The sequence below is a fragment of the Mycobacterium sp. genome (assembly GCF_035570115.1).
In the GTDB taxonomy this organism is placed as follows: Bacteria; Actinomycetota; Actinomycetes; order Mycobacteriales; family Mycobacteriaceae; genus Mycobacterium.
Genome location: NZ_DATMLH010000123.1, coordinates 1 through 24,794 on the forward strand (window position 1 = coordinate 1; position 24,794 = coordinate 24,794).

Annotated in this window: 24 protein-coding genes, 1 pseudogene and 1 riboswitch; of the genes and pseudogenes, 11 read left to right on the forward strand and 14 right to left on the reverse strand. The window is 66.2% G+C overall.

The window, feature by feature from the left end:
• The 3 genes from thiG to thiO form a co-directional block, all read right to left on the reverse strand.
• The coding region (gene thiG, locus VNW74_RS11415) for a thiazole synthase (protein ID WP_325676806.1) at window positions 1-529 on the reverse strand (529 nt) is incomplete at its 3' end.
• Window positions 522-719, reverse strand: a complete 198-nt coding sequence (gene thiS, locus VNW74_RS11420) for a sulfur carrier protein ThiS (RefSeq protein WP_325676808.1) — start codon at window positions 717-719, stop codon at window positions 522-524. The genes thiG and thiS, both read right to left, overlap by 8 nt.
• Before the next feature lie 82 nt (window positions 720-801).
• A complete protein-coding gene (gene thiO, locus VNW74_RS11425; protein ID WP_325676809.1) occupies window positions 802-1,818 on the reverse strand; it encodes a glycine oxidase ThiO in 1,017 nt (338 codons plus the stop codon).
• A riboswitch (TPP riboswitch) is annotated at window positions 1,809-1,931 on the reverse strand. (Overlaps the previous gene by 10 nt.)
• 24 nt (window positions 1,932-1,955) lie before the next feature.
• On the opposite strand from thiO, the gene thiE reads away from it, so the two are divergent.
• Window positions 1,956-2,627: a thiamine phosphate synthase gene (gene thiE / locus VNW74_RS11430; RefSeq protein ID WP_325676811.1), complete on the forward strand. Its 672-nt coding sequence runs from the start codon at window positions 1,956-1,958 to the stop codon at window positions 2,625-2,627.
• Here thiE and VNW74_RS11435 read toward each other — a convergent pair.
• Window positions 2,599-3,222, reverse strand: coding sequence for an NUDIX hydrolase (locus tag VNW74_RS11435; RefSeq protein ID WP_325676813.1), 624 nt, complete (start codon window positions 3,220-3,222; stop codon window positions 2,599-2,601). The two genes, thiE and VNW74_RS11435, sit on opposite strands and share 29 nt — an antisense overlap.
• A 108-nt stretch (window positions 3,223-3,330) precedes the next feature.
• On the opposite strand from VNW74_RS11435, the gene glnX reads away from it, so the two are divergent.
• From glnX to VNW74_RS11450, 3 genes are read left to right on the forward strand one after another with little or no spacing between them, the layout of a single operon-like run.
• Window positions 3,331-4,650: a protein kinase G-activating protein GlnX gene (gene glnX / locus VNW74_RS11440; protein WP_325676815.1), complete on the forward strand. Its 1,320-nt coding sequence runs from the start codon at window positions 3,331-3,333 to the stop codon at window positions 4,648-4,650.
• Window positions 4,647-5,621 carry a glutamate ABC transporter substrate-binding protein gene (locus tag VNW74_RS11445; RefSeq protein WP_325676817.1) on the forward strand — a complete coding sequence of 325 codons (975 nt, stop codon included), beginning with the start codon at window positions 4,647-4,649 and terminating at the stop codon, window positions 5,619-5,621. Before glnX ends, VNW74_RS11445 begins: the two co-directional genes overlap by 4 nt.
• The gene (locus tag VNW74_RS11450) at window positions 5,621-7,915 is read left to right on the forward strand and encodes a serine/threonine-protein kinase PknG (RefSeq protein WP_325676819.1); all 2,295 of its coding nucleotides are present in this window, start codon (window positions 5,621-5,623) and stop codon (window positions 7,913-7,915) included. Before VNW74_RS11445 ends, VNW74_RS11450 begins: the two co-directional genes overlap by 1 nt.
• A gap of 111 nt (window positions 7,916-8,026) precedes the next feature.
• On the opposite strand, the gene VNW74_RS11455 is transcribed toward VNW74_RS11450, so the two are convergent.
• On the reverse strand, window positions 8,027-8,878 hold the full coding sequence (locus tag VNW74_RS11455; RefSeq protein ID WP_325676821.1) for a hypothetical protein: 852 nt from the start codon (window positions 8,876-8,878) through the stop codon (window positions 8,027-8,029).
• Window positions 8,879-9,029: 151 nt separating this feature from the next.
• Between VNW74_RS11455 and VNW74_RS11460 the strand changes: the two genes are divergently transcribed.
• The 3 genes from VNW74_RS11460 to VNW74_RS11470 all read left to right on the forward strand — a co-directional run bounded on the left by VNW74_RS11460 (window position 9,030) and on the right by VNW74_RS11470 (window position 11,850).
• Window positions 9,030-10,346 (forward strand): DUF1800 domain-containing protein, encoded by a 1,317-nt coding sequence (locus VNW74_RS11460; RefSeq protein WP_325676823.1) that lies wholly within the window; start codon window positions 9,030-9,032, stop codon window positions 10,344-10,346.
• A gap of 11 nt (window positions 10,347-10,357) precedes the next feature.
• Window positions 10,358-11,557 (forward strand): DUF1501 domain-containing protein, encoded by a 1,200-nt coding sequence (locus tag VNW74_RS11465; protein ID WP_325676825.1) that lies wholly within the window; start codon window positions 10,358-10,360, stop codon window positions 11,555-11,557.
• A 137-nt stretch (window positions 11,558-11,694) separates the two neighbouring features.
• Window positions 11,695-11,850, forward strand: coding sequence for a hypothetical protein (locus tag VNW74_RS11470; protein WP_325676827.1), 156 nt, complete (start codon window positions 11,695-11,697; stop codon window positions 11,848-11,850).
• Between the two features lie 144 nt (window positions 11,851-11,994).
• On the opposite strand, the gene VNW74_RS11475 is transcribed toward VNW74_RS11470, so the two are convergent.
• From VNW74_RS11475 to fgd, 3 genes are read right to left on the reverse strand one after another with little or no spacing between them, the layout of a single operon-like run.
• On the reverse strand, window positions 11,995-13,146 hold the full coding sequence (locus VNW74_RS11475) for an acetate kinase (RefSeq protein ID WP_325676829.1): 1,152 nt from the start codon (window positions 13,144-13,146) through the stop codon (window positions 11,995-11,997).
• The gene (gene pta, locus VNW74_RS11480) at window positions 13,136-15,202 is read right to left on the reverse strand and encodes a phosphate acetyltransferase (RefSeq protein ID WP_325676873.1); all 2,067 of its coding nucleotides are present in this window, start codon (window positions 15,200-15,202) and stop codon (window positions 13,136-13,138) included. Before pta ends, VNW74_RS11475 begins: the two co-directional genes overlap by 11 nt.
• A 26-nt stretch (window positions 15,203-15,228) precedes the next feature.
• Window positions 15,229-16,239, reverse strand: coding sequence for a glucose-6-phosphate dehydrogenase (coenzyme-F420) (gene fgd, locus VNW74_RS11485; RefSeq protein WP_325676831.1), 1,011 nt, complete (start codon window positions 16,237-16,239; stop codon window positions 15,229-15,231).
• A 144-nt stretch (window positions 16,240-16,383) separates the two neighbouring features.
• On the opposite strand from fgd, the gene VNW74_RS11490 reads away from it, so the two are divergent.
• Both VNW74_RS11490 and VNW74_RS11495 read left to right on the forward strand, forming a co-directional pair.
• A complete protein-coding gene (locus VNW74_RS11490) occupies window positions 16,384-17,124 on the forward strand; it encodes an MBL fold metallo-hydrolase (protein ID WP_325676833.1) in 741 nt (246 codons plus the stop codon).
• A 262-nt stretch (window positions 17,125-17,386) separates the two neighbouring features.
• Window positions 17,387-17,776, forward strand: a complete 390-nt coding sequence (locus VNW74_RS11495) for a heme-binding protein (protein ID WP_325676835.1) — start codon at window positions 17,387-17,389, stop codon at window positions 17,774-17,776.
• On the opposite strand, the gene VNW74_RS11500 is transcribed toward VNW74_RS11495, so the two are convergent.
• The 6 genes from VNW74_RS11500 to VNW74_RS11525 form a co-directional block, all read right to left on the reverse strand.
• A complete protein-coding gene (locus VNW74_RS11500) occupies window positions 17,773-19,077 on the reverse strand; it encodes an NtaA/DmoA family FMN-dependent monooxygenase (RefSeq protein ID WP_325676837.1) in 1,305 nt (434 codons plus the stop codon). The two genes, VNW74_RS11495 and VNW74_RS11500, sit on opposite strands and share 4 nt — an antisense overlap.
• Window positions 19,074-20,195, reverse strand: coding sequence for an LLM class flavin-dependent oxidoreductase (locus VNW74_RS11505; protein ID WP_325676839.1), 1,122 nt, complete (start codon window positions 20,193-20,195; stop codon window positions 19,074-19,076). The genes VNW74_RS11500 and VNW74_RS11505 overlap by 4 nt, the downstream gene beginning before the upstream one ends.
• Window positions 20,192-21,295, reverse strand: a complete 1,104-nt coding sequence (locus VNW74_RS11510) for an LLM class flavin-dependent oxidoreductase (RefSeq protein ID WP_325676841.1) — start codon at window positions 21,293-21,295, stop codon at window positions 20,192-20,194. The genes VNW74_RS11505 and VNW74_RS11510 overlap by 4 nt, the downstream gene beginning before the upstream one ends.
• Window positions 21,292-21,801, reverse strand: a complete 510-nt coding sequence (locus VNW74_RS11515) for a GNAT family N-acetyltransferase (protein ID WP_325676875.1) — start codon at window positions 21,799-21,801, stop codon at window positions 21,292-21,294. Before VNW74_RS11515 ends, VNW74_RS11510 begins: the two co-directional genes overlap by 4 nt.
• A gap of 45 nt (window positions 21,802-21,846) precedes the next feature.
• A complete protein-coding gene (locus VNW74_RS11520) occupies window positions 21,847-22,752 on the reverse strand; it encodes a class I SAM-dependent methyltransferase (protein WP_325676843.1) in 906 nt (301 codons plus the stop codon).
• 81 nt (window positions 22,753-22,833) lie between these two features.
• Window positions 22,834-23,202: a DUF3054 domain-containing protein gene (locus VNW74_RS11525; RefSeq protein ID WP_325676845.1), complete on the reverse strand. Its 369-nt coding sequence runs from the start codon at window positions 23,200-23,202 to the stop codon at window positions 22,834-22,836.
• 255 nt (window positions 23,203-23,457) lie between these two features.
• On the opposite strand from VNW74_RS11525, the pseudogene VNW74_RS11535 reads away from it, so the two are divergent.
• Together VNW74_RS11535 and VNW74_RS11540 are read left to right on the forward strand one after the other, a co-directional pair.
• A pseudogene (locus tag VNW74_RS11535) lies at window positions 23,458-23,599 on the forward strand (SDR family oxidoreductase); the annotation flags it as partial.
• 4 nt (window positions 23,600-23,603) lie between these two features.
• Window positions 23,604-24,788: an acyl-CoA dehydrogenase family protein gene (locus VNW74_RS11540; protein WP_325676847.1), complete on the forward strand. Its 1,185-nt coding sequence runs from the start codon at window positions 23,604-23,606 to the stop codon at window positions 24,786-24,788.
• Window positions 24,789-24,794: the final 6 nt, after the last annotated feature.

Here is a 24,794-nt window from a genome sequence, read left to right on the forward strand (position 1 = left end):
CCTGCGCGACGATCATCTCGATATTGTGCGGGTTCGCGATGCCCAGACCCGTTCCGATTGGCGAGCCGAGCGGCATCACCGCCACGCAGCCGGTGTCTTCCAGTCGTCTGGCCAACACCGGGTCATCGTTGGTGTACGGCAGCACCACAAAGCCGTCATCGACCAATTGCTCTGCGGCCCTGATTAACTCAACAGCATCGGGCAGCAGTGTACGTTCGTCGGCAACCACTTCGAGCTTGACCCATTCGGTGCCCAATGCTTCGCGGGCGAGCTGCGCGGTCAGCACCGCCTCGGCTGCGCTGCGACAGCCCGCGGTGTTGGGCAGCGGCGTGATGCCCAGTCGGCTCAGCAGGTCGAGCATGCCCGTGCCACCCTCGGCGTCCACTCGGCGCATCGCGACAGTGGTCAGTTCGGTGCCGGAAGCGACCAGGGCTTCCTCGAGCACCGCCAGATTGGCCGCGCCCCCGGTGCCCATGATCAACCGCGACGTGAAGCTTCGCCCGGCGATCGTCAGCTTCGAGTCAGCCACCCTGCACCGCCGTCACCACCTGGATTTGCGCACCGTCGGAAAGAGTTGTCGCCCAGCTAGATCGCGGCAGAACAGCCTGGTCGAGCGCAACCGCAATGCCGCGGTCGGGATAGCCCAGCGACTGCAGCAGCGCCGCGACGGTGGTCTGGTCATCGACCTCGAGTCGTTCGGCGTTGACAAGGATGATCATGCGCTGCTTCTCCTCATCGCTTCGTCCCCCTCGCCGCTGCGCGGCCGGGGGTGCCCCCACTGCATCGTCGCACCGCGGATGATCACGGGCGGGCTCCAACCGGGATGAGTTCGGACACAATCTGTTCGGCTGTCCAGGGCGCCAGCAAGAAACCGGATCGGCCGTGGCCGGCGGCGATCAGCGTGCGCGCATCCAAGCGTCCCACCAGCGGCAGGTTGTCCGGTGTCATTGGACGCAGGCCAGCGACGCACTCCGCCAGTTCGTACTCGCCGAGCGCCGGCAGCACGGTGCACGCATCGTCGAGCAGGTCACGCACACCGGATACCGTCGGCGCAGTATCGCGGCCGTGCTCGTACTGGGTGGCGCCCACGACCACGCCGTCGGCGCGCGGCACCAGATAAACCTGCCGTCCGTGCACGCGAGCACGAATTACCCGCTGCGGCACCGGTATACACCCCTTGCGCCAGCGCAGCCGCAGCACTTCACCCTTCACCGGCCGGATCGGCAGACCGGGCCACAATGTCGGGGCGTCGATTCCGTTGGCAATCACGACGGCGTCAGCCTGCAGGGAATCCAGGTCGGCTGCCGGCCCCGCCCATTCGACGCCGAGCTGTTGGCATGCCGCCGCCAGCCCCTCGAGCAGGGCGCGATTGTCCACCGCCAGTTCGGTAGGCGCCCGGAACCCGTGCCGAATGCCCTGTGCCAGTGCCGGTTCCACGTCACGAGCGGCCGACTCCCAGACCACCGGGTGGCCTTGCTCGGACAGCCAGTCGGCGACCGTATGCAGGTCGGCGACATCGGCGCGGTCGACGGCGACCACCAACGATTCCCGCGCGGTGATCACCTGTCCTGGCAGCCCGTCGGTGAAGTTGCCGTGTTGCCACAGCCGCAGCGACTCAAGGCCGAGTTGCAGCAGCCGCTCCTCGCCGGGCCACCCTTCGCTGTGCGGCGCCAGCATTCCGGCCGCCACCCAGGACGCGCCCGGCTGCCCGGTGCGATGCACGCGCACCGACCAACCGGCTTGCGCCGCGCGCCGCGCGACCGACAGGCCGATAACGCCGCCGCCGATGACGGCAAGCGATCCCGAGTCGGGTGGCATCTTCCGCTCCCTTCGCCGGCATGATCCGGATCAGGTGTGACGGTAAGGACAGGTTTGGTGTGCCCACTCTCAGCCCCGCACTCGCATGTCCCGGGACTCCCGTGTCGACTTCCCACGCTAGCCGCTAGCGTCGCCGTGTGCACGAAACATCTTCGCGGCTGGCGGGCGCGCGGCTGTACCTGTGCACCGACGCGCGCCGCGATCGTGGCGACCTGGCCGAGTTCGCCGATGCCGCGCTGGCGGGCGGGGTGGACATCATTCAGCTGCGCGACAAAGGCTCGACCGGTGAGCACCAACTGGGTCCACTCGAGGCGCGTGACGAACTGGCGGCGCTGGAGGTCCTCGCCGACGCGGCACGCCGACACGGCGCACTGGTGGCCGTCAACGACCGCGCCGACATCGCCCGTGCCGCCGGCGCCGACGTGCTGCACCTGGGCCAGGGCGACCTGCCGCTGGCGGTGGCGCGAGACATCGTCGCACCCGAGACGCTGATCGGCCGCTCCGCGCACGATCGCGACCAGGTGGCGGCGGCGATCGCCGAGGACGTCGACTACTTCTGCGTCGGACCGTGCTGGCCGACGCCCACGAAACCGGGACGCCCGGCACCGGGCCTGCAGCTGGTGCGTCTCGCCGCCGACCTGGCGTCCGACAAACCGTGGTTCGCCATCGGCGGTATCGATGCCGGCCGGCTGTCGGATGTGTTGGAGGTCGGCGCCCGCCGCATCGTGGTGGTGCGGGCGATCACGGCCGCGGAGGATCCGCAGGCGGCGGCCGAGCGGCTCAGTTCGGCGCTCGCAGCAGCGAGCTGACCCGGGAACTCAGCTGGGACGGCGCGTGGTCGGGTTTGCCCGCGGTGCACCACACGAAAACGCCCGCCTCAATCTCGACCGTGCGTGGCAGGTGACGCCGCCGCTCGTCGCCGGGGCTCAACGGCACGATCGCCGGTGCGGTGCGCAGGTGTTGCCAGCTGGCGGCGAACCCCGGGTGCAGCGGCAGGTCGGCCACCTCGTCCTCGCTGACCCAGCGCAGCTCCGCGCTTTCCCGGTTGGGCACGGTGTGCAGAAGCTCACCCGCGTCGGCAACGACGGTGGTGTACGTCCAACGGGTGCCGCTGGCGGTGGCGGTGATCACGGTGCCGCGCACCGAGAGCTCCTCGCCCGGCAGCCCCGCCTCCTCGTGGGCTTCCCGGACGGCGGCCTGCTCGGCGCTCTCATGGCTGTCGCGGGCGCCGCCCGGTAGACCCCACGTTCCGCCCTGATGACTCCACGGCGCCCGATGCTGCAGCAACACCGCCGGTGTGCCGTCGGGACGGGGCGCTCTCAGCAGCAGCCCGGCCGCGCCGTGCCGGCCCCAGTAGTGCATGCCGGTGTCGGACACCACCCACCCGTCGCCGTCGCCGCGCACGCGTTCAGGATAAGGGGCCCTCACGTCCCCGCATCTGGCGAACAAGCTCTTAAGATTCACTTATAGAGTTCGTGACACATACGCCCGGAAGTTGAGGTCCGAACAGAGTTGACCGTTGAGTTGGCGCACCCGTCGACCGAGCCTTTGGGTTCGCGGTCGCCGACCGAACCGGCCCACCCCCGCTGGTGGTTCATCGCGACGACGCCGGGCCGCATCCTGACCATCGGTCTCATCCTGGCGAGCCTCGGCGGGCTGAGCGCGTTCGCCACTTCGACCACGATCAACCAGCGGCAGCAGGCGCTGACCACCGTAATGCGGCACACCGAGCCGCTGGCGTTCGCGGCCGGGCGGCTGTACACCACGTTGTCGGTGGCCGACGCGGCAGCCGCGACCGCCTTCATCGCTCGGGCCGAACCCGCCACCGTGCGGCAGCGCTACGAGCAGGCGATCACCGACGCGGCGGTCGCGGTGACCAGGGCGTCCAGCGGGCTCACCGACGAGCCGCGGGTGCAGTTGCTCGGACGGATCAACGCCGAATTGGCCGTCTACACCGGGCTGATCGAGATTGCGCGCACCAATAACCGGGCCGGTAACCCAGTCGGGTCGTCGTATCTGTCCGAGGCGTCGGCGCTGATGCAGTCGACGATCCTGCCGGACGCGCAACAGCTCTACCACCAGACGTCGGCGCGGGTGGACGCGGAGACCACGGCATCGACCCAGATCCCGGCTCCGGTGATCCTCGTCGTCACCGCCACGGCGGTCTTCGGCGCTGCCGCCCACCGCTGGCTGGCGCGGCGCACCAAACGGCGAATCAACCCTGGTCTTGTCGCGGGCGCTCTTGCGATTCTCGTTATGGTGGTCTGGGTGGGAACCGCTCTTGCGATTTCTACCAGCGGCAGCCGCAGCGCCAAAGACACTGCGGCGGAATCGCTGAAAACCGTCACGGACCTGTCCATTAGTGCTCAGCAGGCCCGTGCCGACGAGACACTGTCGCTGATCCGGCGCGGGGACGAGGAAGTCCGCAAGCAGTCCTTCTACGAACGCATCGACGCCATGCACAAGCAGCTTGACGAATACCTCTCTCGACGCGACGCCGTCGACAAAAGCGACTTGCAGGGCGCCGATCAACTGCTGACCCAATGGCGGCGGGCCGACGATCGAATCAACTCCTACATCTCGGTGGGCAATTACCGGGCGGCCACCCAGGTCGCGCTGGGCAGCGGTGAGGAGGACTCCACCCCGGCGTTCGACAAACTCGACCGTGCACTGGGTAAGGCTATGGAGCAGAGCCGTGATCAATTGCGCGACGACATCCTCAACGCGCGCCGTGGGCTGGCCGGCGCCACGGTCGGTGGTGTCGTGCTAAGCCTGGGCGCGGCCGTCGCGGTCGCCCTTGGGCTCTGGCCCCGGCTGAGCGAGTACCGATGACCAAGCGCCTGACCCGCATCCTGTGCACCGCCCTGGCGGCGACCACGGTGCTGGCCGGGTGCAGCGAGTCGGCCACCATGGTGGTGGCACCGGCGCCGACCCTGCCGCCGCCCACACCGGCCGGCATGCAGGAAATGCCGCCGAAGCCGCCACTGCCCCCCGACACCTCCGCCGACAGCTGCAACCCCACCGCCAGCCTGCGCCCATTTACCAACCCGGCCGACGCCGACGCCGCGGTGGCGAATATCCGGGCTCGCGGCAGGCTGATCGTCGGACTGGACATCGGCAGCAACCTGTTCAGCTTCCGCGACCCGATCACCGGCGAGATCACGGGTTTCGACGTCGACATCGCGGGCGAGGTGGCACGCGATATCTTCGGCAACCCCGCGCAGGTCGAGTACCGGATCCTGTCGTCCGACGAGCGCATCACCGCGCTGGAGAAGTCGGAGGTCGACATCGTCGCCAAGACGATGACGATCACCTGCGAGCGGCGCAAGCAGGTCAACTTCTCCACCGTCTACCTCGACGCCACACAGCGCATCCTGGCGTCGCGCGACTCCCCGATCACCAAGCCGTCCGATCTCTCCGGCAAGCGGGTCTGCGTGGCGAGGGGCACCACGTCTCTGCACCGGATCCGGGAGATCGCGCCACCGCCGATCGTGGTGGAGGTGGTGAACTGGGCCGACTGTCTGGTGACGCTGCAGCAGCGCCAAGTCGACGCCATCAGCACCGATGACTCGATACTGGCCGGACTGGTTTCCCAGGACCCTTACCTGCACATCGCGGGACCCAACATGGGTACTCAGCCCTACGGCATCGGGATCAAGCTGGACAACACCGGGCTGGTCCAGTTCGTCAACGGCACCCTGGAACGAATCCGCCGCGACGGCACCTGGAACACCTTGTATCGCAAGTGGTTGACGGTGCTCGGTCCGGCGCCGGCCCCGCCGCGCCCAAGGTACGTGGACTGATGACCGAGCAACCGGTGGATCCGGAACGCCAAGATGCCGACGACGGCTTGCAGGACAGCTTGCAGGACACCGAGGCCGGCCCGGGCACCCAAGCCGTCGATGCGACGGTGGATTCGTCGTCACAGGACCGCCCGGTGACCACGCAGGCGGTCTTCCGCCCCAATTTCGACGACGACGATTCCGAAGCCACGCCCTCATACATCGCCGACACCGAGCCGCAAGAGCGCGTGAAGCCGGCCAGGCGGGCGCCGGTCCGGCGATTGGGTGGCGGTCTGGTCGAGATTCCGCGGGTGCCCGATATCGACCCGCTCGAAGCATTGATGCCCAATCCGGTTGTGCCGGAGTCGAAACGGTTTTGCTGGAACTGTGGTCGGCCGGTCGGCCGATCCAGCACGGATGGCAAAGCACAGTCCGAGGGCTGGTGCCCTTTCTGCGGAAGCCCGTATTCGTTTCTGCCGCAACTGAGTCCGGGTGACGTCGTTGCCGGCCAGTACGAAATCAGGGGCTGCATCGCGCATGGTGGGCTCGGCTGGGTGTACCTGGCACTGGACCGCAACGTCAACGATCGTCCGGTGGTACTCAAAGGTTTGGTGCATTCCGGCGACGCCGAGGCCCAAGCGATCGCGATGGCGGAGCGGCGATTCCTCGCCGAGGTGGTGCACCCGTCGATCGTGCAGATCTTCAACTTCGTCGAGCACACCGACCGGCACGGGGAACCAGTCGGCTACATCGTCATGGAGTACGTCGGTGGGCAATCGCTCAAACGTCGCAAAGGCGACAAGCTGCCTGTCGCCGAAGCCATCGCCTACGTGTTGGAAATCCTTCCGGCGATGAGCTATTTGCATTCCATCGGTTTGGTCTACAACGACCTCAAGCCGGAAAACATCATGCTCACCGAAGAACAGCTCAAGCTGATCGACCTGGGGGCTGTGTCACGGATCAACTCGTTCGGCTACCTCTACGGCACACCGGGTTACCAGGCCCCCGAGATCGTGCGGACCGGCCCGACGGTGGCCAGCGACATCTACACGGTTGGGCGCACGCTCGCGGCTCTGACGTTGAAAATGCGCACACGCGCCGGCCGCTATGTCGAGGGGCTGCCCGAAGGCGACCCGGTGCTCACCACGTACGACTCCTTCGCGCGGTTGTTGCGTCGCGCGATCGATCCGGATCCACGGCGGCGGTTCGCCAGTGCTGAGGAGATGTCCGGGCAGCTGTCAGGTGTTCTGCGCGAGGTGGTCGCCCAGGACACCGGTGTGCGGCGGCCAGGCTTGTCGACGATCTTCAGCCGCACTCGCTCCACGTTCGGCGAAGACTTGTTGGTTGCGCATACCGACGTATACCTGGACGGCCATGTGCATTCGGAGAAGCTGACCGCCAAGGAGATCGTCACCGCGCTGCAGGTGCCGCTGGTCGATCCGGCCGATGTCGCCGCGCCGCTGCTCGGAGCGACGGTGCTGTCCCAGCCGGTGCAGACGTTGGACTCGCTGCGCGCGTTCCGCCACGGCGCAATGGATTCCGAGGACATCGACTTGTCGGAGTCTGTCGAGCTGCCGCTGATGGAGGTGCGGGCGCTCCTGGACCTCGGCGACGTGGCCAAGGCCACCCGCAAACTCGACGACCTGGCCGAGCGGGTCGGGTGGCGATGGCGGCTGGTCTGGTACCGCGGGGTCTCGGAATTGCTGACCGGCGATTACGAATCGGCGAGCAAGCATTTCAGCGAGGTGCTGGACACCTTCCCCGGCGAGCTGGCGCCCAAGATGGCGCTGGCCGCGACCGCCGAATTGGCCGGTAGCTCCGACGAACACATGTACTACGAGGAGGTGTGGAAAACCGACGACGGGGTGATCTCGGCGGCCTTCGGGCTGGCCAGGGCGCAGTCGGTCGAGGGGGATCGCGCCGGAGCGGTACGCACTCTCGACGAAGTGCCCGCCACCTCACGGCATTTCACCACCGCGCGGCTGACCAGCGCGGTGACGTTGCTGTCCGGCCGCTCGGTGACCGAGATCACCGAAGAGCAGATCCGCGACGCCGCCCGGCGGGTGGAGGCGCTGCCGCCGACCGAGCCGCGGGTGCTGCAGATTCGCGCACTGGTGCTGGGCAGCGCGTTGGACTGGCTAGGCGCCAACCAGGCCAGCACCAATCACATTCTCGGCTTTCCGTTCACCGAACACGGCCTGCGACTCGGCGTCGAGGCGTCGCTGCGCGGGCTGGCCCGGGCAGCGCCCACTCAGGCGCACCGCTACACGCTGGTCGACATGGCCAACCGGGTGCGACCGACGTCCACGTTCTAAGTCTTTTGCGTTCTGGCTCTTCGCTGGTCGAGTGTGCGTCCTGGGCTTCGAGTGTGCGTCGTCAGTAGGGGTTTCGGTCGAATACCCGCCCTCACCGCACACTCGAAACGGTCATTGCACACTCGAACGCCGGGCTTCCAACGCACACCGCACCCGCCGCACGATTTCGGCGGGATGGTCTTCGGCGACCACCCGGATGATGAGCCACCCCAGCCGTTCCAGCAGCTCCAGCCGCCGAATGTCTTTGAGGTATTGGTGTCGATCAACTCGATGGTGGTCGCCGTCATATTCGACGGCGACCATGAGATCTGGCCAGCCCATATCGAGGTAAGCGATCGGAAGGCCGTCTGCGCCGAGCACCTGGATCTGGGTGAGGGGCCAAGGCAAACCGGCCTCGATAAGAAGCAGCCTCAAATAACTTTCGGGCGGTGATTGCGCGCCCGGGTCGACGACCTCAAGCACGGTTTCCAGTTGGCGGAGTCCACGAGCTCCGCGGTGGCACCCGGCGATGTCCAGCACGTCGTCGACCTTGAAACCGGTTGCGCGAGCGAGTGCGTCGAGTTGGGCCACAGCGCTCCGGCGCGGCGCACGCCGCCCAATGTCGAAGGCAGTGCGCTCGGGTGTGGTGACCGCACGACCAGCCAGGGTCTGGACCTCATCCTCGAGCAAGATGTCGCGGCGCGTCAGCACACCTTGCGGCACATGCGGATTGACGTGTACCAACTCGACTGGGACGTTGTCGTCGATCCACTTGGCGCCGTGCAGCGCGGCGGCTGCCGTTCCGGCGATGGTCCCCTGCCGGTCGGACCACAGCCACGCAGCGGCAATACGCTGCTGCAGCGACGGTTGTGTCTGTCTGGGCAGGTAGACGTTCGGCAGAATGGCTCGGTACTGGGTCCGCAGTTGGTGACGACTTAGTAGCCCACGCGCTAATGCCTCGCTGCCAATGAACGGCTCACTCATGCCCGGGACAATTGCATGCGCCACTGCCACGCCGTCCCCGCCATCCACAGCTAGCGCGCCTTTTGAGTTCAGCAAATCCTCAGCCAAGCGAGATCAACCCGTGAGCAGGGCCGCAAGCAAATCGCAAGAATAGTCGGGCACACTTCCCAACATGGCCGGCCAGTCGGATGGGTGGATCACTACCGCTCGCGTACTGCGCCGAGTCGGGTTCGGCGTGACCGGCCAACAGGTCGACGCGTTGGCGAGTCAAGATTGGTCGAAGTACGTCGACGCCGCACTGGCAGCCGATCCCGACGCGGACCCCGGCGCCGTGGCGACACCGATGCCGACGCTGCCCGCCGTGCGCGGCCCCGGAAAAGGGGCATCCGTAGCAGACCGCAAGGAGTTCAACCAGCAGGTCTCCGCGCAGATGAGCGACCTGTCCGATTGGTGGCTGCGCCGCATGATAGCGGTGCAGCAGCCCATCCACGAAAAACTGACGCTGTTGTGGCACAACCACTTTGCGACGTCTGCCCAGAAGGTGAGGGTCGCGGCGAACATGGCGGCGCAGAACCAGAAACTGCGCAGTCTCTCGCTGGGCGATTTCCACAAACTGGCGTATGCGATGTTGACCGACGCCGCGATGCTGCGCTGGCTGGACGCTCAGACCAACACCGCCAAAGCACCCAACGAAAACCTCGCCCGCGAGTTCATGGAGCTGTTCACGCTCGGACATGGCGATGGCTACACCGAAGACGACGTGCGGGAGGGGGCTCGCGCGCTGACCGGGTGGGTCATTCGACCCGGTGGTGAGCCGACGATGGTGCCCAAACGCCACGACCACACGGCCAAAACGATATTCGGGGTCACTCGAAATTTCGACGCGGAGGGATTCTGCGGCCTCGTGCTGGCCCAACCGAAATCGCCGCAATACGTCGCCGGCCGACTATGGCAGCAACTGGCGTCAGACACCCCGCCGTCGCCGCAGGTGCTGGACCGCCTGGTCACCGCCTACGGCCCCGGCCGCAACCTGCGGGCGTTAACGCGAGCAATCCTCACCGACCACGAATTCGTCGGTAGCCGGGCGGCCATCGTCAACACCCCGGTCGAGTGGCTGGTCGGCGTGATCCGCACCCTGCACGTCCCCGTCGACACTCCGGCACGGCTGAAGATGGCCGACGGCGCGCTCAAATCGCTGGGGCAGCGCCCGTTTTATCCACCGGACGTCGGCGGCTGGCCGCACGGCCGGGTCTGGATGTCCACCGCCAGCGCCGACGTGCGGATGCGCGCCGCGAGCCAAATGGCGCGTAACGGTGACCTGTCCACGGTCGAAGATGCCGGCGCTGGCGACCGGATCGACGCCGTCGGCTATCTGATCGGGGTCGGAGCATGGTCGGATCGGACCGTCGCGGCCCTGCAGCCGTTGGTGCGCACGCCGGTCCAACTGGTCGCCGCCGCCGTCAATACGCCCGAATACCTGACGTCATAGCGAGTATGCCGATGCCTGATCTGAGTCGCCGCAAGTTCTTGATCGCCAGTGCCGGCCTAAGCGCCGCCGGACTGCTGTCGGGCGCCTGCGCCGTCAGCTGGCCCGATCTGATGAAGGAAGCCAAGGAGCGGCCGCTTGCCGAGGGCAGCGGCGTGCTGGTGATCGTCACGCTCTACGGCGGCAACGACGGCATCAACACCGTGATCCCGTACGCCGACAACGCTTATCACGATGCTCGACCCGAATTGTCTTATGCTCCGGGCGATGTGCTTGCCCTGGATGGCCAGCTCGGATTGAATCCGGCGCTCAAAGGTCTGGCTCAGCAGTGGAGTAACCGGAAGCTGGCGATTGTCCGCGGTGCGAGTTATCCGCGGCCCGACCACAGCCACTTCCGGTCGATGGACATCTGGCAGACAGCGTCGCCGGCCGAGCCCGTTTCGACCGGGTGGATTGGTCGCTGGCTGGATGCCACCGGTAGCGACCCGCTGCGAGCGGTCAATATCGGCTCGGTGCTGCCGCCGCTTGCGGTTGGTGAAAAGTGCACGGCGGCAGCGCTTTCCCCGTCAGGAAAGCCGGAGTCGGGGGGCAAGTTCGCCACGACGATGGAGGCGCTAGGTGCCGACGACCCCAACGACACGCCGGCCATGGCGGCGGTCTGCGACGCGTATCGCGCCACCCGCACCACCGACACGGCCTTCGGCCAGATCAAGCCGGCCGGCGAGAAGGGCGGGAAACACAACGCGCTGGCCGGCGAGCTGAGCATGGTGGCGGAGGCGGTCAAAGCGGGTGTACCCACCCGGGTTTACGCGGTCCAGCTGGGCGGATTCGACACGCACGCCGACGAACGCGGGACCCAGCAGCGCCAGCTGCAGACCTTCGACGAGGCCGTCACTCCGTTCCTGCAGCAAATGGCCGGTGATCGGTACGGCAAGAACGTCGTCCTGCTGGCGTACTCGGAATTCGGGCGACGAGTGAAGGCCAACGCCTCACAGGGCACTGATCACGGCACCGCCGGCCCGGTGTTCGTCGCCGGAGCGCCGGTCAAGGGCGGCTTCTACGGCGACGAACCCAGCCTTACCGACCTCGACAACGGCGATCTCAAACCCACCACCGACTTCCGGGACGTCTACTACGAGCTGCTGTCGCAGACGCTTCAGACCGATCCCACACCGTCGGTCGGGACCGGCCGGCGCAGCCTCGGCTTCCTCTGAGCCCGCGCCGAAAGATCCGGCCCACTGAACACTGGTAACCAAACACGCAGAGATTTTTTCCAGAAAATTGGATCTTTCTCAGCTTAGTCTCAGCTATAGTTCGGATAACCATCCGACCTGTGTGCAAAGGGGCCGTCATGCAGCAGTCGCTTCGTCCCTACGTAACCGCTGGTATCGCGATCGTCGGCGCCAGCCCGATCGCCGTCTCGCCAGCACCGGCGACGGTCGCCGGCGGCGACCTGTCAGCCAACCTCACGAACGTACTGGTCGAGCTGCTGCCGAGGTTGTTCTGACCCCCAAAGACGCGGTGCCGGCGGGCGGGAGGAACCGCCGGCACCGCCCGGGGCGGTCGAATGTAGGCTCGCCGATTCGCTGAGAGATAGCTGAGTTAAATTGTGGCTTTTCTCAGTCTAACCTCAGTCACATCGACGCCGGCGTCAACAGATCACTCGTAGACAGTCGCGGGCGATCGCCAGCTCCTCGTTGGTCGGGACCACCAACACGGCGACGGGCGACGCGTCCGTCGAGATCCGCCGGGCATCTTTGGCGGACGAGGAGTTTCGCTGATCATCGATCTCGATGCCCAGAGCTGCCAGCCCGCTCAGTGCGTCACCGCGCACCGCCGCGACGTTCTCGCCGATGCCTGCGGTGAAGCTCACCACATCCGTCCGGCCCAGCACCGCCAAGTAGGCGCCGACGTATTTGCGCAGCCGGTGGATGAACACGTTGTAAGCCAATTGCGCTGAACTGTTGCCGGATTCGATCATCTCGTGCAACCGGCGAAAGTCACGCTCGCCGGCCAACCCCAGCATCCCAGACTTCTGGTTCAGCATCGATTCGACCTCGTCCACAGTCATGTCCGCGACACGGCAAAGGTAGCCCACGACGCCGGCGTCGATGTCGCCGCTGCGGGTGCCCATCACCAAGCCTTCCAACGGGGTCAACCCCATCGACGTGTCGACCGCGCGGCCCGCCGCGATCGCCGACGCCGAGGCGCCGTTACCCAGGTGCAGCACAATCTGATTCAGGCTCTCCAGCGGCCTGCCCAGGAAGGCCGCGGCCTGTTGGCTGACGTATTGGTGCGACGTGCCGTGAAAACCGTACCGGCGGATCTGCCACTCGCGTGCCAAGTCCCGATCGATGGCGTAGGCGGCCGCCGCCGCAGGCAGGTGGTGAAAGAATGCCGTGTCGAACACCGCGATATGCGGCACATCCGGCAGCATCTTGCGGGCCACCTCGATACCCTGCACAGCAGGCGGATTGTGCAAGGGAGCCAGCACCGACAGCTTTTTGAGTTCGCCGACGACCGCGTCATCCACCACGGTCGGCCGGTAAAACGTCGCGCCGCCGTGCACTACCCGGTGTCCAACTGCCGCCAGGCCGCACGCGTTCAAATCGATACCGGCTTCTGACAACTCATCGAATGCCATCCGCAGCGCCGCGTCATGGTCGGCAACCGGCGAAGACGACTCGCCGATCCGCTCGACGATGCCGTGCGCCAGCGAGGTCCCCGAATCCGGCTGAATCAGCTGGTATTTCAGTGACGACGAGCCGGAGTTGATTACCAGCACCACGCGATCAGGGGACACTGTTGCCCTGGGCCTGGATCGCGGTGATGGCGACGGTGTTGACGATGTCGTCGACCAGCGCGCCGCGAGACAGGTCGTTCACCGGCTTGTTCAAACCTTGCAGCACCGGACCGATCGCGATCGCACCGGCGCTGCGTTGCACCGCCTTGTAGGCGTTGTTGCCGGAATTGAGGTCGGGGAAGATCAACACGGTGGCCCGGCCGGCGACCGGCGAATCACGCATCTTGGTGGCCGCGACCGACGGCTCGACGGCGGCGTCATACTGGATCGGACCCTCGACCGGCAGCTCCGGTGTGCGGCTGCGCACCAATCCGGTTGCCTCCCTGACCTTGTCGACATCTGCGCCACTGCCCGATTCACCGGTGGAGTACGACAGCATCGCCACCCGCGGCTCGATGCCGAATTGCGCTGCGGTGCGCGCGGAGCTGATGGCGATATCGGCGAGCTGATCGACCGTCGGGTCGCGGACTATTGCGCAGTCGCCGTAAGCCAGCACCTGATCCGGCAGACACATCAGGAAGACGCTGGACACCGTCGAAATGCCCGCCGCAGTGCCGATGATCTCGAACGCCGGACGAACCGTGTGCGCAGTGGTGTGCGCAGCGCCGGACACCATCCCGTCAACCAAACCGTTGTAGACCAGCATGGTCCCGAAATACGACACGTCGTGGATGATTTCCCGGGCCTGCTCGACGGTGATGCCCTTCTTTGCGCGCAGCTGCGCGTACTGCTCGGCGAATTGGTCGCACAACTCGCTCGTACGCGAATTGAGCACCGTGGCGCCGTCCAGGTCGACACCGAGTTCGGCCGCGCGAGCACGGATCTGGCTTTCTTCGCCGAGGATGGTCAGGTCGGCGATATCACGCTGCAGCAGCCGACCAGCGGACTTCAGGATTCGATCGTCGTCGCCCTCGGGCAGCACGATGTGCTTGCGAACCGAGCGGGCTCGCTCACGCAGCTGATACGTGAACATCTGCGGTGTGGTCACCCTTGGGATTGGAATCGCTAACTGCGCCAACAAGTCATCGAGGTCGATGTGTTGTTCTATCAGCTGCAGCGCGGTGTCGATCTTGCGTTGCGAGGACGCGGTGACCCGGCCGCGCGACGACGCCACTGCGCTGGCCGTGTCGAAGGTACCAAGCCTGGTGGCGATGATCGGCAGCCGCAGCCGGAGGCCGGCTACCAGGGCCCCGATCGACCGATGCAACTCGAACCCGCCGTTGAGAATGATGCATGACAACGACGGAAACCCCTCGGCGGCATGGGCGCTCGCGACGGCGAGCACGACGTCCGAGCGGTCCCCGGGTGTAATCACCGCGACACCCTCGCCCAGCCGCTCCAATACATGGTCGGCGGTCATTCCGGCAACCACCACGCCCATCGCCTCGCGGCTCATCAGTGCGCTGTCTCCGCTGACCAGCGTCCCGCTCACCGCGGTCTGCAGGTCGGCCACCGTCGGCGCGACCAACACCGGTTCGTCGGGCACGACATACGTCCTCGGGCCGAGCGGGCGCAGCGCTTCGGCCACTGCAGCCAATTCCGACGGCTCGCAGCGGTTGGCCACCGCGGCCGCGGTATGCGCATGCTGGGCATTCAACTCAGCCAGACACACCTCGATGACGTGGGCGACTTGCTCGGCGCTGCGGCCCTTGGCCTGCACCGTCAGCAGTACTGGCGCGCCAAGGTTGACGGCGATGCGGGCGTTGACGCTCAGCTCGGCGGGGCTGGTGACGTCGGTGTAGTCGCTACCGACGATCACGACGACGTCGCACTCGGCGGCCATCGCGTGATACCGCTCGACGATGTCGTCGATGGCGGCGTCACGGTCGGCGTGCAACTGTTGGTAGGTCACCCCGATGCAGCGCTCGTAGGGCAATCCGGCGGTGGTCTGCGCCAGCAGCAGATCCGCGATGTAGTCGCGGTCCTCGCCGATGCGGGTGATCGGCCGGAACACGCCGACCCTGGCGACCATGGCGGCCAGCCGATGCAGAATTCCCAGCGCGATCGCCGACTTGCCGGTGTTGGCCTCCGGCGCCGCGATGTAGATCGCCGACACCGAACCGGCGGCCACCCGTCCGCCTCTCAGGCCAGCCGTCGCAGCCGCGGTTCGAGGTCCTTCTGGAAAAGCTCCAGAAATCGGCGCTGGTCATGGCCGGGCGCGTGGAACACCAGGTGGTTGAGGCCCCAAGTGACGTATTGGCCGACCTTTTCGACGGCCTCGTCGGGATCCGAGGAGACAATCCAGCGCTTGGCGACCTGTTCGATCGGCAGCGCGTCGGCGGCCTTCTCCATTTCGAGGGGGTCGTGAATGCTGGTCTTCTGCTCGGCGGTCAGCGACAGCGGCGCCCAGAACCGGGTGTTCTCCAGCGCCAGGTCCGGGTCGGTGTCGTAGGAGATCTTGATTTCGATCATCCGGTCGATGTCGTCCGGATTCTTACCCGCCGCCTCGGCGCCCTCCTTCATAGCGGGAATGAGCTTGTCCTTATACAGCTCCTCGCCCTTCCCGGAGGTACAGATGAAGCCGTCGCCAGCGCGGCCTGCGTACTTGGCAACCTGGGGTCCTCCCGCGGCGATGTAGATCGGGATGCCGCCCTCGGGCACGTCGTAAATCGAGGCGCCCTTGGTGTGGTAGTACTCGCCCTCGAAGTCGACACGGTCGCCCAACCACAGCTCGCGCATCAACCGCACCGATTCGCGCAGCCGCGCGTAGCGCTCCTTGAACTCTGGCCAGTCGCCCTCGTATCCGGTAGCGATCTCGTTGAGCGACTCCCCGGTACCGACGCCGAGAAAGATGCGATCCGGGTAAAGACACCCCATGGTGGCAAACGCCTGCGCGATGACGGCCGGGTTGTACCGGAACGTCGGGGTGAGCACCGAAGTGCCCAACTGGAGCCGTTTCGTGCGTTCACCGACTGCGGTCATCCACGCCAACGAGAACGGCGCGTGCCCGCCCTCGTGCCGCCACGGCTGGAAGTGGTCGCTGACCGTCGCGCTGTCCATGCCGTGCGCTTCGGCGGCGACCGCCAGCTCGACGAGTTCGCGCGGCGCGAATTGTTCCGCCGACGCCTTATATCCAAGTTTGAGTTCAGCCACGCTGTCGTTTCTACTCCCTGTTGCCAGTGGGCGACCCGCTGCACCCGGCTTCGCCGAGCTTGCGATCGCCCTCCCCCGCCGCGGGCGACCCGCTGCACCCGGCTTCGCCGAGCTTGCGATCGCCCGGTGCCTAGACTCTCGAACATGGCACCGGTGTTGAAGGCCGTCACCGAGACCGTGCATCTCGCCCAGGGTGGGGCGGTCAACTGGCTGCTGGTCACCGACGACACCGGGGTCATGTTGATCGACGCCGGATATCCGGGTGACCGCGACGATGTGCTGACTTCGTTACGGCAGCTGGGATACCAGGCCGGCGACGTGCGCGCGATCCTGCTCACCCACGCCCATATCGACCACATGGGCTCGGCGATCTGGTTCGCCAAAACCCACGACACCCCGGTGTATTGCCATCCCGACGAGGTCGGCCACACCAAGCGGGAGTATCTGGAACAGGCCTCGCCGGTTGACGTCGCGCTGCGCATCTGGCGACCCCGCTGGGCGCTGTGGGCCACCCACGTCGTGCGCAACGGTGGGCTGATCCGCGAGGGCATCCCGACCGCGCAGCCGCTGACCGCCGAGGTGGCGGCGGAGTTGCCCGGCCAGCCGATGGCCATCCCCACTCCCGGTCACACCGGCGGTCATTGCTCGTATCTGGTCGACGGCATATTGGCCAGCGGCGACGCGCTGGTCACCGGGCATCCGCTGCTGACGCGCAGCGGGCCGCAACTGCTGCCGGCGGTGTTCAGCCACGACCAGGATGGCTGCATCCGCAGCCTGGCGGCGCTGGCGCTGCTGGACACCGAAGTTCTGGTGCCCGGCCATGGCGACTTGTGGCGGGGCCCGATCCGGCAGGCCACCGATGAGGCAACCGCACTGGCGCAATAGTCGGGTCACAATTCGATCACGCCCAACACCACTATTCATTGAGAGACGCCCACTTATTCTAAGAATTCGCGGTGCAGCTCTTGTCGATCTTTCAGGAAATCAGGATCAAATGAGAGCTAGTTCACGTTTATAGCTCTGGCTCTGCCCGCCAAAGGATTTCGCTGCGTTCAGCGAACGCGTTCGACTGATTGCGTTCGCGTACCTTGGGTATCGGGTCGGGGACCTGCAAACCAACGCATGACCCAAAGGAACACAAACAATGATGAAAATCCTTAGTATGCCTGTGCGCCGGCAAGCTGCCGGCATCTGCCTGCTCGGGGGTCTGGCCGTGACCACGATTGCAGCGCCGACGGCCTGGGCCGCGCCCGACTGCAGTGCTGCCGGGGTGGCCGACACGGTCAGCTCGGTGACCGGATCGGCGAACCAATACCTCAGCAATCACCCGGGCGCCAATGCCGTCGTGACGGCAGCGAAGAACGAGCCGCGCCCGCAAGCGGAGACGGATCTGCGTGGCTACTTCACCGCACACCCGCAGGAGTACGTCGACTTGCGGGGCATTCTGGCGCCCATCGGTGACACTCAGCGCCAATGCAACACGACAGTCCTGTCGCCCGATCTTCAGTCGGCCTACACGGAATTCATGGCCGGCTAGACGTCTGGCGTCAGCCCGAGATGCTCCCGCAGGGTGCGACCGCGGTATTCGGTGCGGAAAGCCCCACGCTCTTGCAGCAGCGGGGCGACTTGGTCGACAAAGTCGTCCAGACCATGCGGAGTCAGGTGCGGCACCAGGATGAATCCGTCGCAGGCGTCGGCTTGCACATAGCGGTCGATCTCCGCGGCGATGTTGCCGGCGGTACCGACAAACTGCTGCCGATCGGTGACGGCGATGACCAGTTCGCGGATTGACAGATTGTCGGCTTTTGCTCGTTCGCGGCAGTTGCGGGCAACCTCGACGGTGTCGCCGGTCGGATCGTCTTCTGGCAGCGGGCCGTCGGGGTCGTAACCGGAAAGGTCACGGCCCCAAACCTGCTCGAGCTTCGCGATCGCCGCCGCGCCGCTGATCTGCTGGTGCCGAATGTGCAAGGCTTTGTCGGCGGCCTCCTCGGCAGTGTCGCCGAGCACGAAGGTGACCGCCGGAAAGACCTTGATCTGGTCAGGGTTTCGACCGTAGGAAACCGCGCGGCCTTTCACGTCGGCGTAGTAGCGCTGGCCGGCTTCCAACGTCGAGTGCAGGGTGAACAGGGCGTCGGCGTAGCGGGCGGCAAAGTTTCGGCCCTCGTCGGAGTCTCCGGGCTGCAACAGAATCGGATGTCCCTGCGGTCCGCCGGGCAGCGTCGCGACCCCGCGGACGTCGAACTGGGCGCCGTGATGGTCGACCGCCCCGACCCGGCTGGGATCGACATAGGTTCCGGCGTCGACGTCGGCCAGCACAGCGTCGGATGCCCAGCTGTCCCAGAATTCGCGCGTCACGCTGAGGAATTCCTCGGCGCGGTGGTAGCGGTCGGCGCGGTCGAGAAAGCCGCCGCGCCGGAAGTTCTCGCCGGTGAAGGCGTCCGACGAGGCGACGATGCTCCAGCCCGCGCGGCCATCGGACAGATGGTCAAGCGTAGCGAATTGCCTTGCCACTTGGAAGGGTTCGTTGAACGTGGTGTTGATGGCTCCGGTCAAACCGAGACGGTCGGTGACGGCGGCCAGCGCCGCCAGCAAGGTGAAGGTGTCCGGTCGGCCTACTACGTCGAGGTCGCAGATCTGGCCTCGATGCTCACGCAGTCGCAGCCCCTCGGACAGGAATAGGAAGTCGAACAGCCCCCGTTCGGCCGTGCGGGCCATGTGCGCGAACGAGTCGAACTCGATTTGGTTGCCCGCGGCGGGATCGGTCCACACGGTGGTGTTGTTAATCGCCCAGGCGGCCAAGTGAATGGTCTTGCGGGGCTTGCCTGCCTGTGTGCTCATTCGCCCAGACCCCAGCGTTTGGCGAGCAGCTCATGCGAGCGGAGCCGGTCTTGATGACCATGGGTTACCGACGTGACGACGAGTTCGTCCGCATCGGTCAGTCGTTGCAGCGCGGCCAGCCGCTGCGCGACCTCATCCGGATCACCGACGAATTGCGTCTCCAGCCTGTCTTTGACCACGGGCAGCTGTTCGTCGGCGAGCGGACGGCAATCCTCGGGAGCCGGGTAAGGCACAGCGCCCACCCCGGTTCGGATCGAATACACCCACTGTCCGTAGCCGGCAGCGAGTTTCCGTGCGGTGGCGCTATCGTCGGCGACCACGATGTCGGCGGATACCGCAACGTAGGGCCGCGGCAGTGTGGCCGACGGGACGAACGTCTCACGGTATGCGTCGATGGCCTCCAACGCGGTCGCCGGCGTGATGTGATAGCTCGCCACGAACGGCAACCCGTGCGCGCCAGCCTGTCTGGCGCTCTGCCCCCTGGTGCTGCCGAACACCCACGGCGTCAACCCGGATCGCTCCCCCGGTACCGCGTGCACATCGAAACCTTCGACCTCGTAGGTACCGTCCAGCATCGCGATGATGTCGCCCAGTTGCTCGCCGAAGTCAGGCGACACGGCCTCAGGTTGCTGCAAGATCCCCATCGTCGCCTGTACCCGCTCCTTGTCGAGCAGCCCGCGCAGGTCAAACGGCAACGGGATCACCACACCATCGACTTCGCGCCACTGCCGCGGCTGGCGGTTTTTGGACGACGGCGGCTTCGGCTTGAAGCCGGTGTCGCGCCGCTGCCCTCGGCCGACGCCAAGGTCGATGCGGCCCGGGTAGAAGGCTTCCAGCATCCCGAAGCTCTCCACCACCGCGGCAGCCGTGGTGTGGCTAAGCTGTACCGCGGCCGAGCCCACTCGAATCGTGTTGGTAGCGGCCGCGATTTGCCCGATCAGCACGGCCGGCGCCGAGCTGGCGACACCGACGAAGTGGTGCTCGGCGATCCAGAACCGGCGAAAACCCCATTGCTCGGCATGTTGGGCCAGATCGATCGTGTTGTGCAGGGCCGTCGCCGCGTCACTGCCCGCACTGATCGGCGCCAAGTCGAGAATCGAGAGCGGGACGGTATTCATGAGCTCACCGCCGCATAACGGTTGGGCGCGGTCGGCAGGCCGAGCCGTTGGCGCAATGTCTCCTGCTGCCCGTAGTCGGTGCGAAAACGCCCGGCGCTCTGCAGCAATGGCACCACTTGCTCGACGATCACCGGGAGATCGGTGGCGTTGACAGCGGGCCGCAACCGAGCACCGTTGATGCCCCGCCGCTGCCAACCCAGCAGCAGGTCAACCAAATCTGTTGCGCTGCCGCCGAATATGAATGCGTCAGAACCGAAATTGGAGTCTCCGCCAAAGGTCACCACCACGTCGGCGAAGATCTTCAGGTGCGCGCCTCCAGCCGCATGCACTTCGTCGATGATGGCATGTACCGCGGCCTCATCTGTTGGCGTGATGAAGACGAGATCGCTACTGGTGGCGGCGAATTCGTAGATGCGCGGCGCGTGGGCCAGCGCTGCCACCACCGGCTGACCCTGAGGCGGACGCGGAGTGATCGACGGGCCTTTCACCGAAAAGTACTTCCCGCGAAAGTCGATGTAGTGCAGTTTGTCCCGATCGATGTAGCGCCCGGCGACCGCGTCGCGGATTATCGCGTCGTCCTCCCAGCTGTCCCACAGCCGGCGCACCACATCGACGGCATCGGCGGCTTCGTCGAACAGCTCGTCGGCATCCTGCGAAGCCTGACGCCTTCCGAACAGCGCGGCCTCGTGAGCAGTCGAGCTGACCCGCGGCTGCCAGCCCGCCCGGCCGTGCGATACGTAGTCGAGAGTGGCTATGGCCTTGGAGACGTGGAAAGGCTCGGTGTGGGTGACGGTGGCCACCGGGATCAGCCCGATATGCCGGGTGACCGGGGCGATGCGCGCGGCCACCAGAACGGCGTCGGCGCGACCCGCCAGCCGCCGCGGCGAGATTTCCTCGCGGCGTCCGGGTTGGGGCATCAGGGTGTCGTCGATGGTCAAGAAGTCCAGCAGACCGCGCTCGGCAGTGGCCGCCAGACCGGCCCAGTACCGTCCGCTGAGAACTGATTCCGTCGCGGGATCGGCGGTCAGCGTGGTGCGCCAGGCGTGCGGATGCCAGCCGTAGCCGTCGAGCGCCACACCCACATGCAACTGATCGGTCATGGCAGTCCCTTATCGAACACCTTCGTGAACGCGATCGGGCGAAAGGGTCCCCATGACACCGTTGGCGCTTCCATCTCGGTGTATCCGGTGGTGCGATACAACGCCTCTGCCTCCGGTTGACGGTCGCCGGTGATGAGGTACACCCGCCGGTAGCCCCTCGCGGCGACGGTGGCCTCCAGTTCGGCCAGCAGCGCCTTGGCGTAGCCGCGGCGACGGTATCCGCTGTCGGTCCAGATCCGTTTGAATTCCACTGTGTCGCCATCGAACCGCAGGAATGCGCCGCCGGTGACGGGAACACCGTCCAGCAGGCCGATCAACAGGCCACCGTCGGGCGGCGCGAGCTTGTCGGGCGGAACTGGCAGCCAGCTACGATGCGCGTCCGGGGTGCCGCCGTAACGCTCGGAATACTCGACCGCCAGCTCGGCCAACAGCGGCTGCGCCCGCGGGTCGTCCGGCTCCACCGCCAAGAAGCGCAGCTGAGCCGCCCCTGTCGACTCTTGGAGTATCACGTCACTGTCCAACGCCTCGTTATCGGCCGCATTCCGGCCCTGCTAGGTCAATGTCGCGCTGACGTAGCGGCCCGCCACCGGTGCCCCGCCGAGATCCTGACGACGCAACCCCGGTAAACCGGTGGCAGTGAACAGTTCCGCGAGATCGGCCACAACCGTTTTCCAACCAACCGCCTCTAGGGACTCGGCGGCGTCATGTTGCTCGTCCAGATAAGTGAGCTCGCTCATATTGCCGTCGAAACCGTAGGGCCGCCATCGTTCAGCGAGCGCGTGCTCCTGACTCGAATACGGCGCGCTCGGGTTCGGCAGATAATCCGCCGCCACCCTGCTGCCGCGCGCACTCAATGCGGTGACATTGGCGAGCAACCGGTCCTGCGCGGCGGGCGGTAAGAACCCGATGAACAGCCCCTCGGCAATCCACACGCTGGGCTCGGTTGCATCGAAGCCAACCCGCCGCAGCGCCTCCGGCCAGTCCCGGCGAAGATCGATGCCCACCGCCCGCCGATCGGCGGTCGGTGTGGCCGCCAAGGCGCGCAGCGTTTGGGTTTTGAACTCGATCACCCCCGGCTGATCGATCTCGTAGACGGTGGTGCCCGCCGGCCACCACAGCCGATAGGGCCGGGCATCGAGCCCCGACGCCAAGATCACCGCCTGCCGAATACCGGCCCTGCCCGCATCGGTGAGGAAGTTGTCGAAGAATCGGGTGCGTACCGCGAAAAGATCGGTCAGCAGCGCGAACCCGTTGTCCTCACCGAGATCACTGATGGCACGCTCACCGGTGGCGACCTGGTCGAAGAAGTGCATCCCCACGGCGCGGACCAATGGCTCGGCGAACGGGTCGTTGATCAACCCGGCCCTGTTTGCCAAAGCCCTGACCGTCGCCACCAATGTCGCGGTAGTTCCGACGCTGGTCGCCGGATCCCAGGTGTCGTGGTCTGTTCGCCGCATAGTCACGCCGACCCTACGCCGCGCCGCGCCAGCGCGAATCATCCTCCGCCGATCCACCGAAACCCGTGGTCAATGGGTCGCCTAGGTCCGCTTACCCGCACTTAAAAGTAGCGCCGCCCGCCAGCCGAGCAGCAGCACCGCGGTGACCGTTGAGGCCACCACCACGAAACTGGCGGCGACACCGGCGGAGGTGGCTTTGCGCAGCAGCATCCCGATCGCGACCGTGCACAACCACACCACCACCCCGGTGGGCGCCACGACCGTGGGGCGTCTCCACGCCCGAGCCGCCAGCCAGCCCACGGCGGTCCCGCTCAGAAACGGCCAGGCGGTCGTCGCGATGCCCGCGACGTTGAGCCCCTCGTCGTGGCTGCGCCGCCCGACGGCACAGAACACCAGCACACAGGCAGCATCGACGCCCAGCCAACCCAGAGTCCGCCGCGGACGCACCATGAATAAATTGTTCATCGTCGGCGAGGACGCCGCGCGCCGGGGGTGTGGCCGAAGTTGCGCCGATGCACGTCGATGAACTCTTGCGTCACCGATATTTCGGCTGAAGCAGATGCCGATACCTACAACCCGATCTCGACGGAGAGACTGCCCGGTCAGCTGCGCGGCGCGGGCTTTCGAGACATCCACGTCGACGTCCTGGATGGCACCGCAAGGTGGCATGCGACTAAGCCTTGACCGTCCCACCGGAATGAGGATCTGGCCAACGCGATCCCGTTTTCGCCGGCTGGCCCGGCCGGAGGACGTCGCCGCCCCGGTGCTGTTCTTCGCTTCCGACGCCGCCTCGTTCATCACCGGTCAGTTGATCAGTGTGAGCGGTGACCTGACGATGGCAGGATGAGCCCATGAGCACCGACAAACCGCCGGCTTTCGACCCGCAGGACCCGCTCTGCCTCGACGCGTCGCTGTCCGACGACGAGATCGCAGTACGCGACACGGTCCGCCAATTCTGCGCCGAAAATATCATTCCGTATGTCGCGGAATGGTTCGAAACCGGTGATCTTCCGGTCCGCGAACTCGCTCAGCACTTCGGGAAGCTTGGCCTGCTCGGCATGCACTTGGAGGGCTACGGCTGCGGCGGAGCGTCGGCCGTGCACTACGGACTCGCGTGTACCGAATTAGAGGCCGCCGATTCCGGTATCCGGTCGATGGTGTCGGTGCAGGGGTCGCTGGCCATGTTCGCGATCTGGAGATTCGGCTCCGAGGAGCAAAAGCAACAGTGGCTGCCCGGCATGGCCGCAGGCGAACTGCTGGGCTGCTTCGGGCTGACCGAGCCCGATGCCGGATCTGACCCGGCGTCGATGACAACCCGGGCACGGCGCGACGGGTCGGACTGGATCCTCAACGGCCGCAAGATGTGGATCACCAACGGCTCGGTCGCCGATGTCGCAATCGTCTGGGCCGTCACAGACGACGGGATCCGCGGCTTCATCGTCCCCACCGACGCGCCTGGCTTCACCGCCAACACCATCCACCACAAGCTCTCGCTGCGGGCGTCGATCACCAGTGAGCTGGTGCTCGACGACGTGCGGCTGCCTGATGATGCCCTGCTGCCCGAGGTGAAGGGGCTCAAAGGCCCGCTGTCATGCCTGTCGGAAGCACGCTACGGCATCATCTGGGGCGCGATGGGCGCCGCGCGCTCGGCGTGGCAGGCCGCACTGGACTACGCCAGCCACCGCACGCAATTCGATCGCCCGATCGCCGGATTCCAGTTGACCCAGGCCAAACTCGTCGACATGGCCGTCGAATTGCACAAAGGCCTGTTGCTCGCGCTGCAGCTGGGACGACTCAAAGACAGCGTCGGACTGCGCCCGGAGCAGGTCAGCTTCGGCAAGCTCAACAACACCCGTGAAGCGATCGAAATTTGCCGGACCGCACGAACCATTTTGGGCGGCAACGGAATCTCGCTGGAATACCCGGTGATCCGGCACATGGTCAACTTGGAATCCGTGCTGACCTACGAGGGCACTCCGGAGATGCATCAGCTGATCCTGGGCCAGGCGATCACCGGTCTGGACGCCTTCCGTTGACAGGAG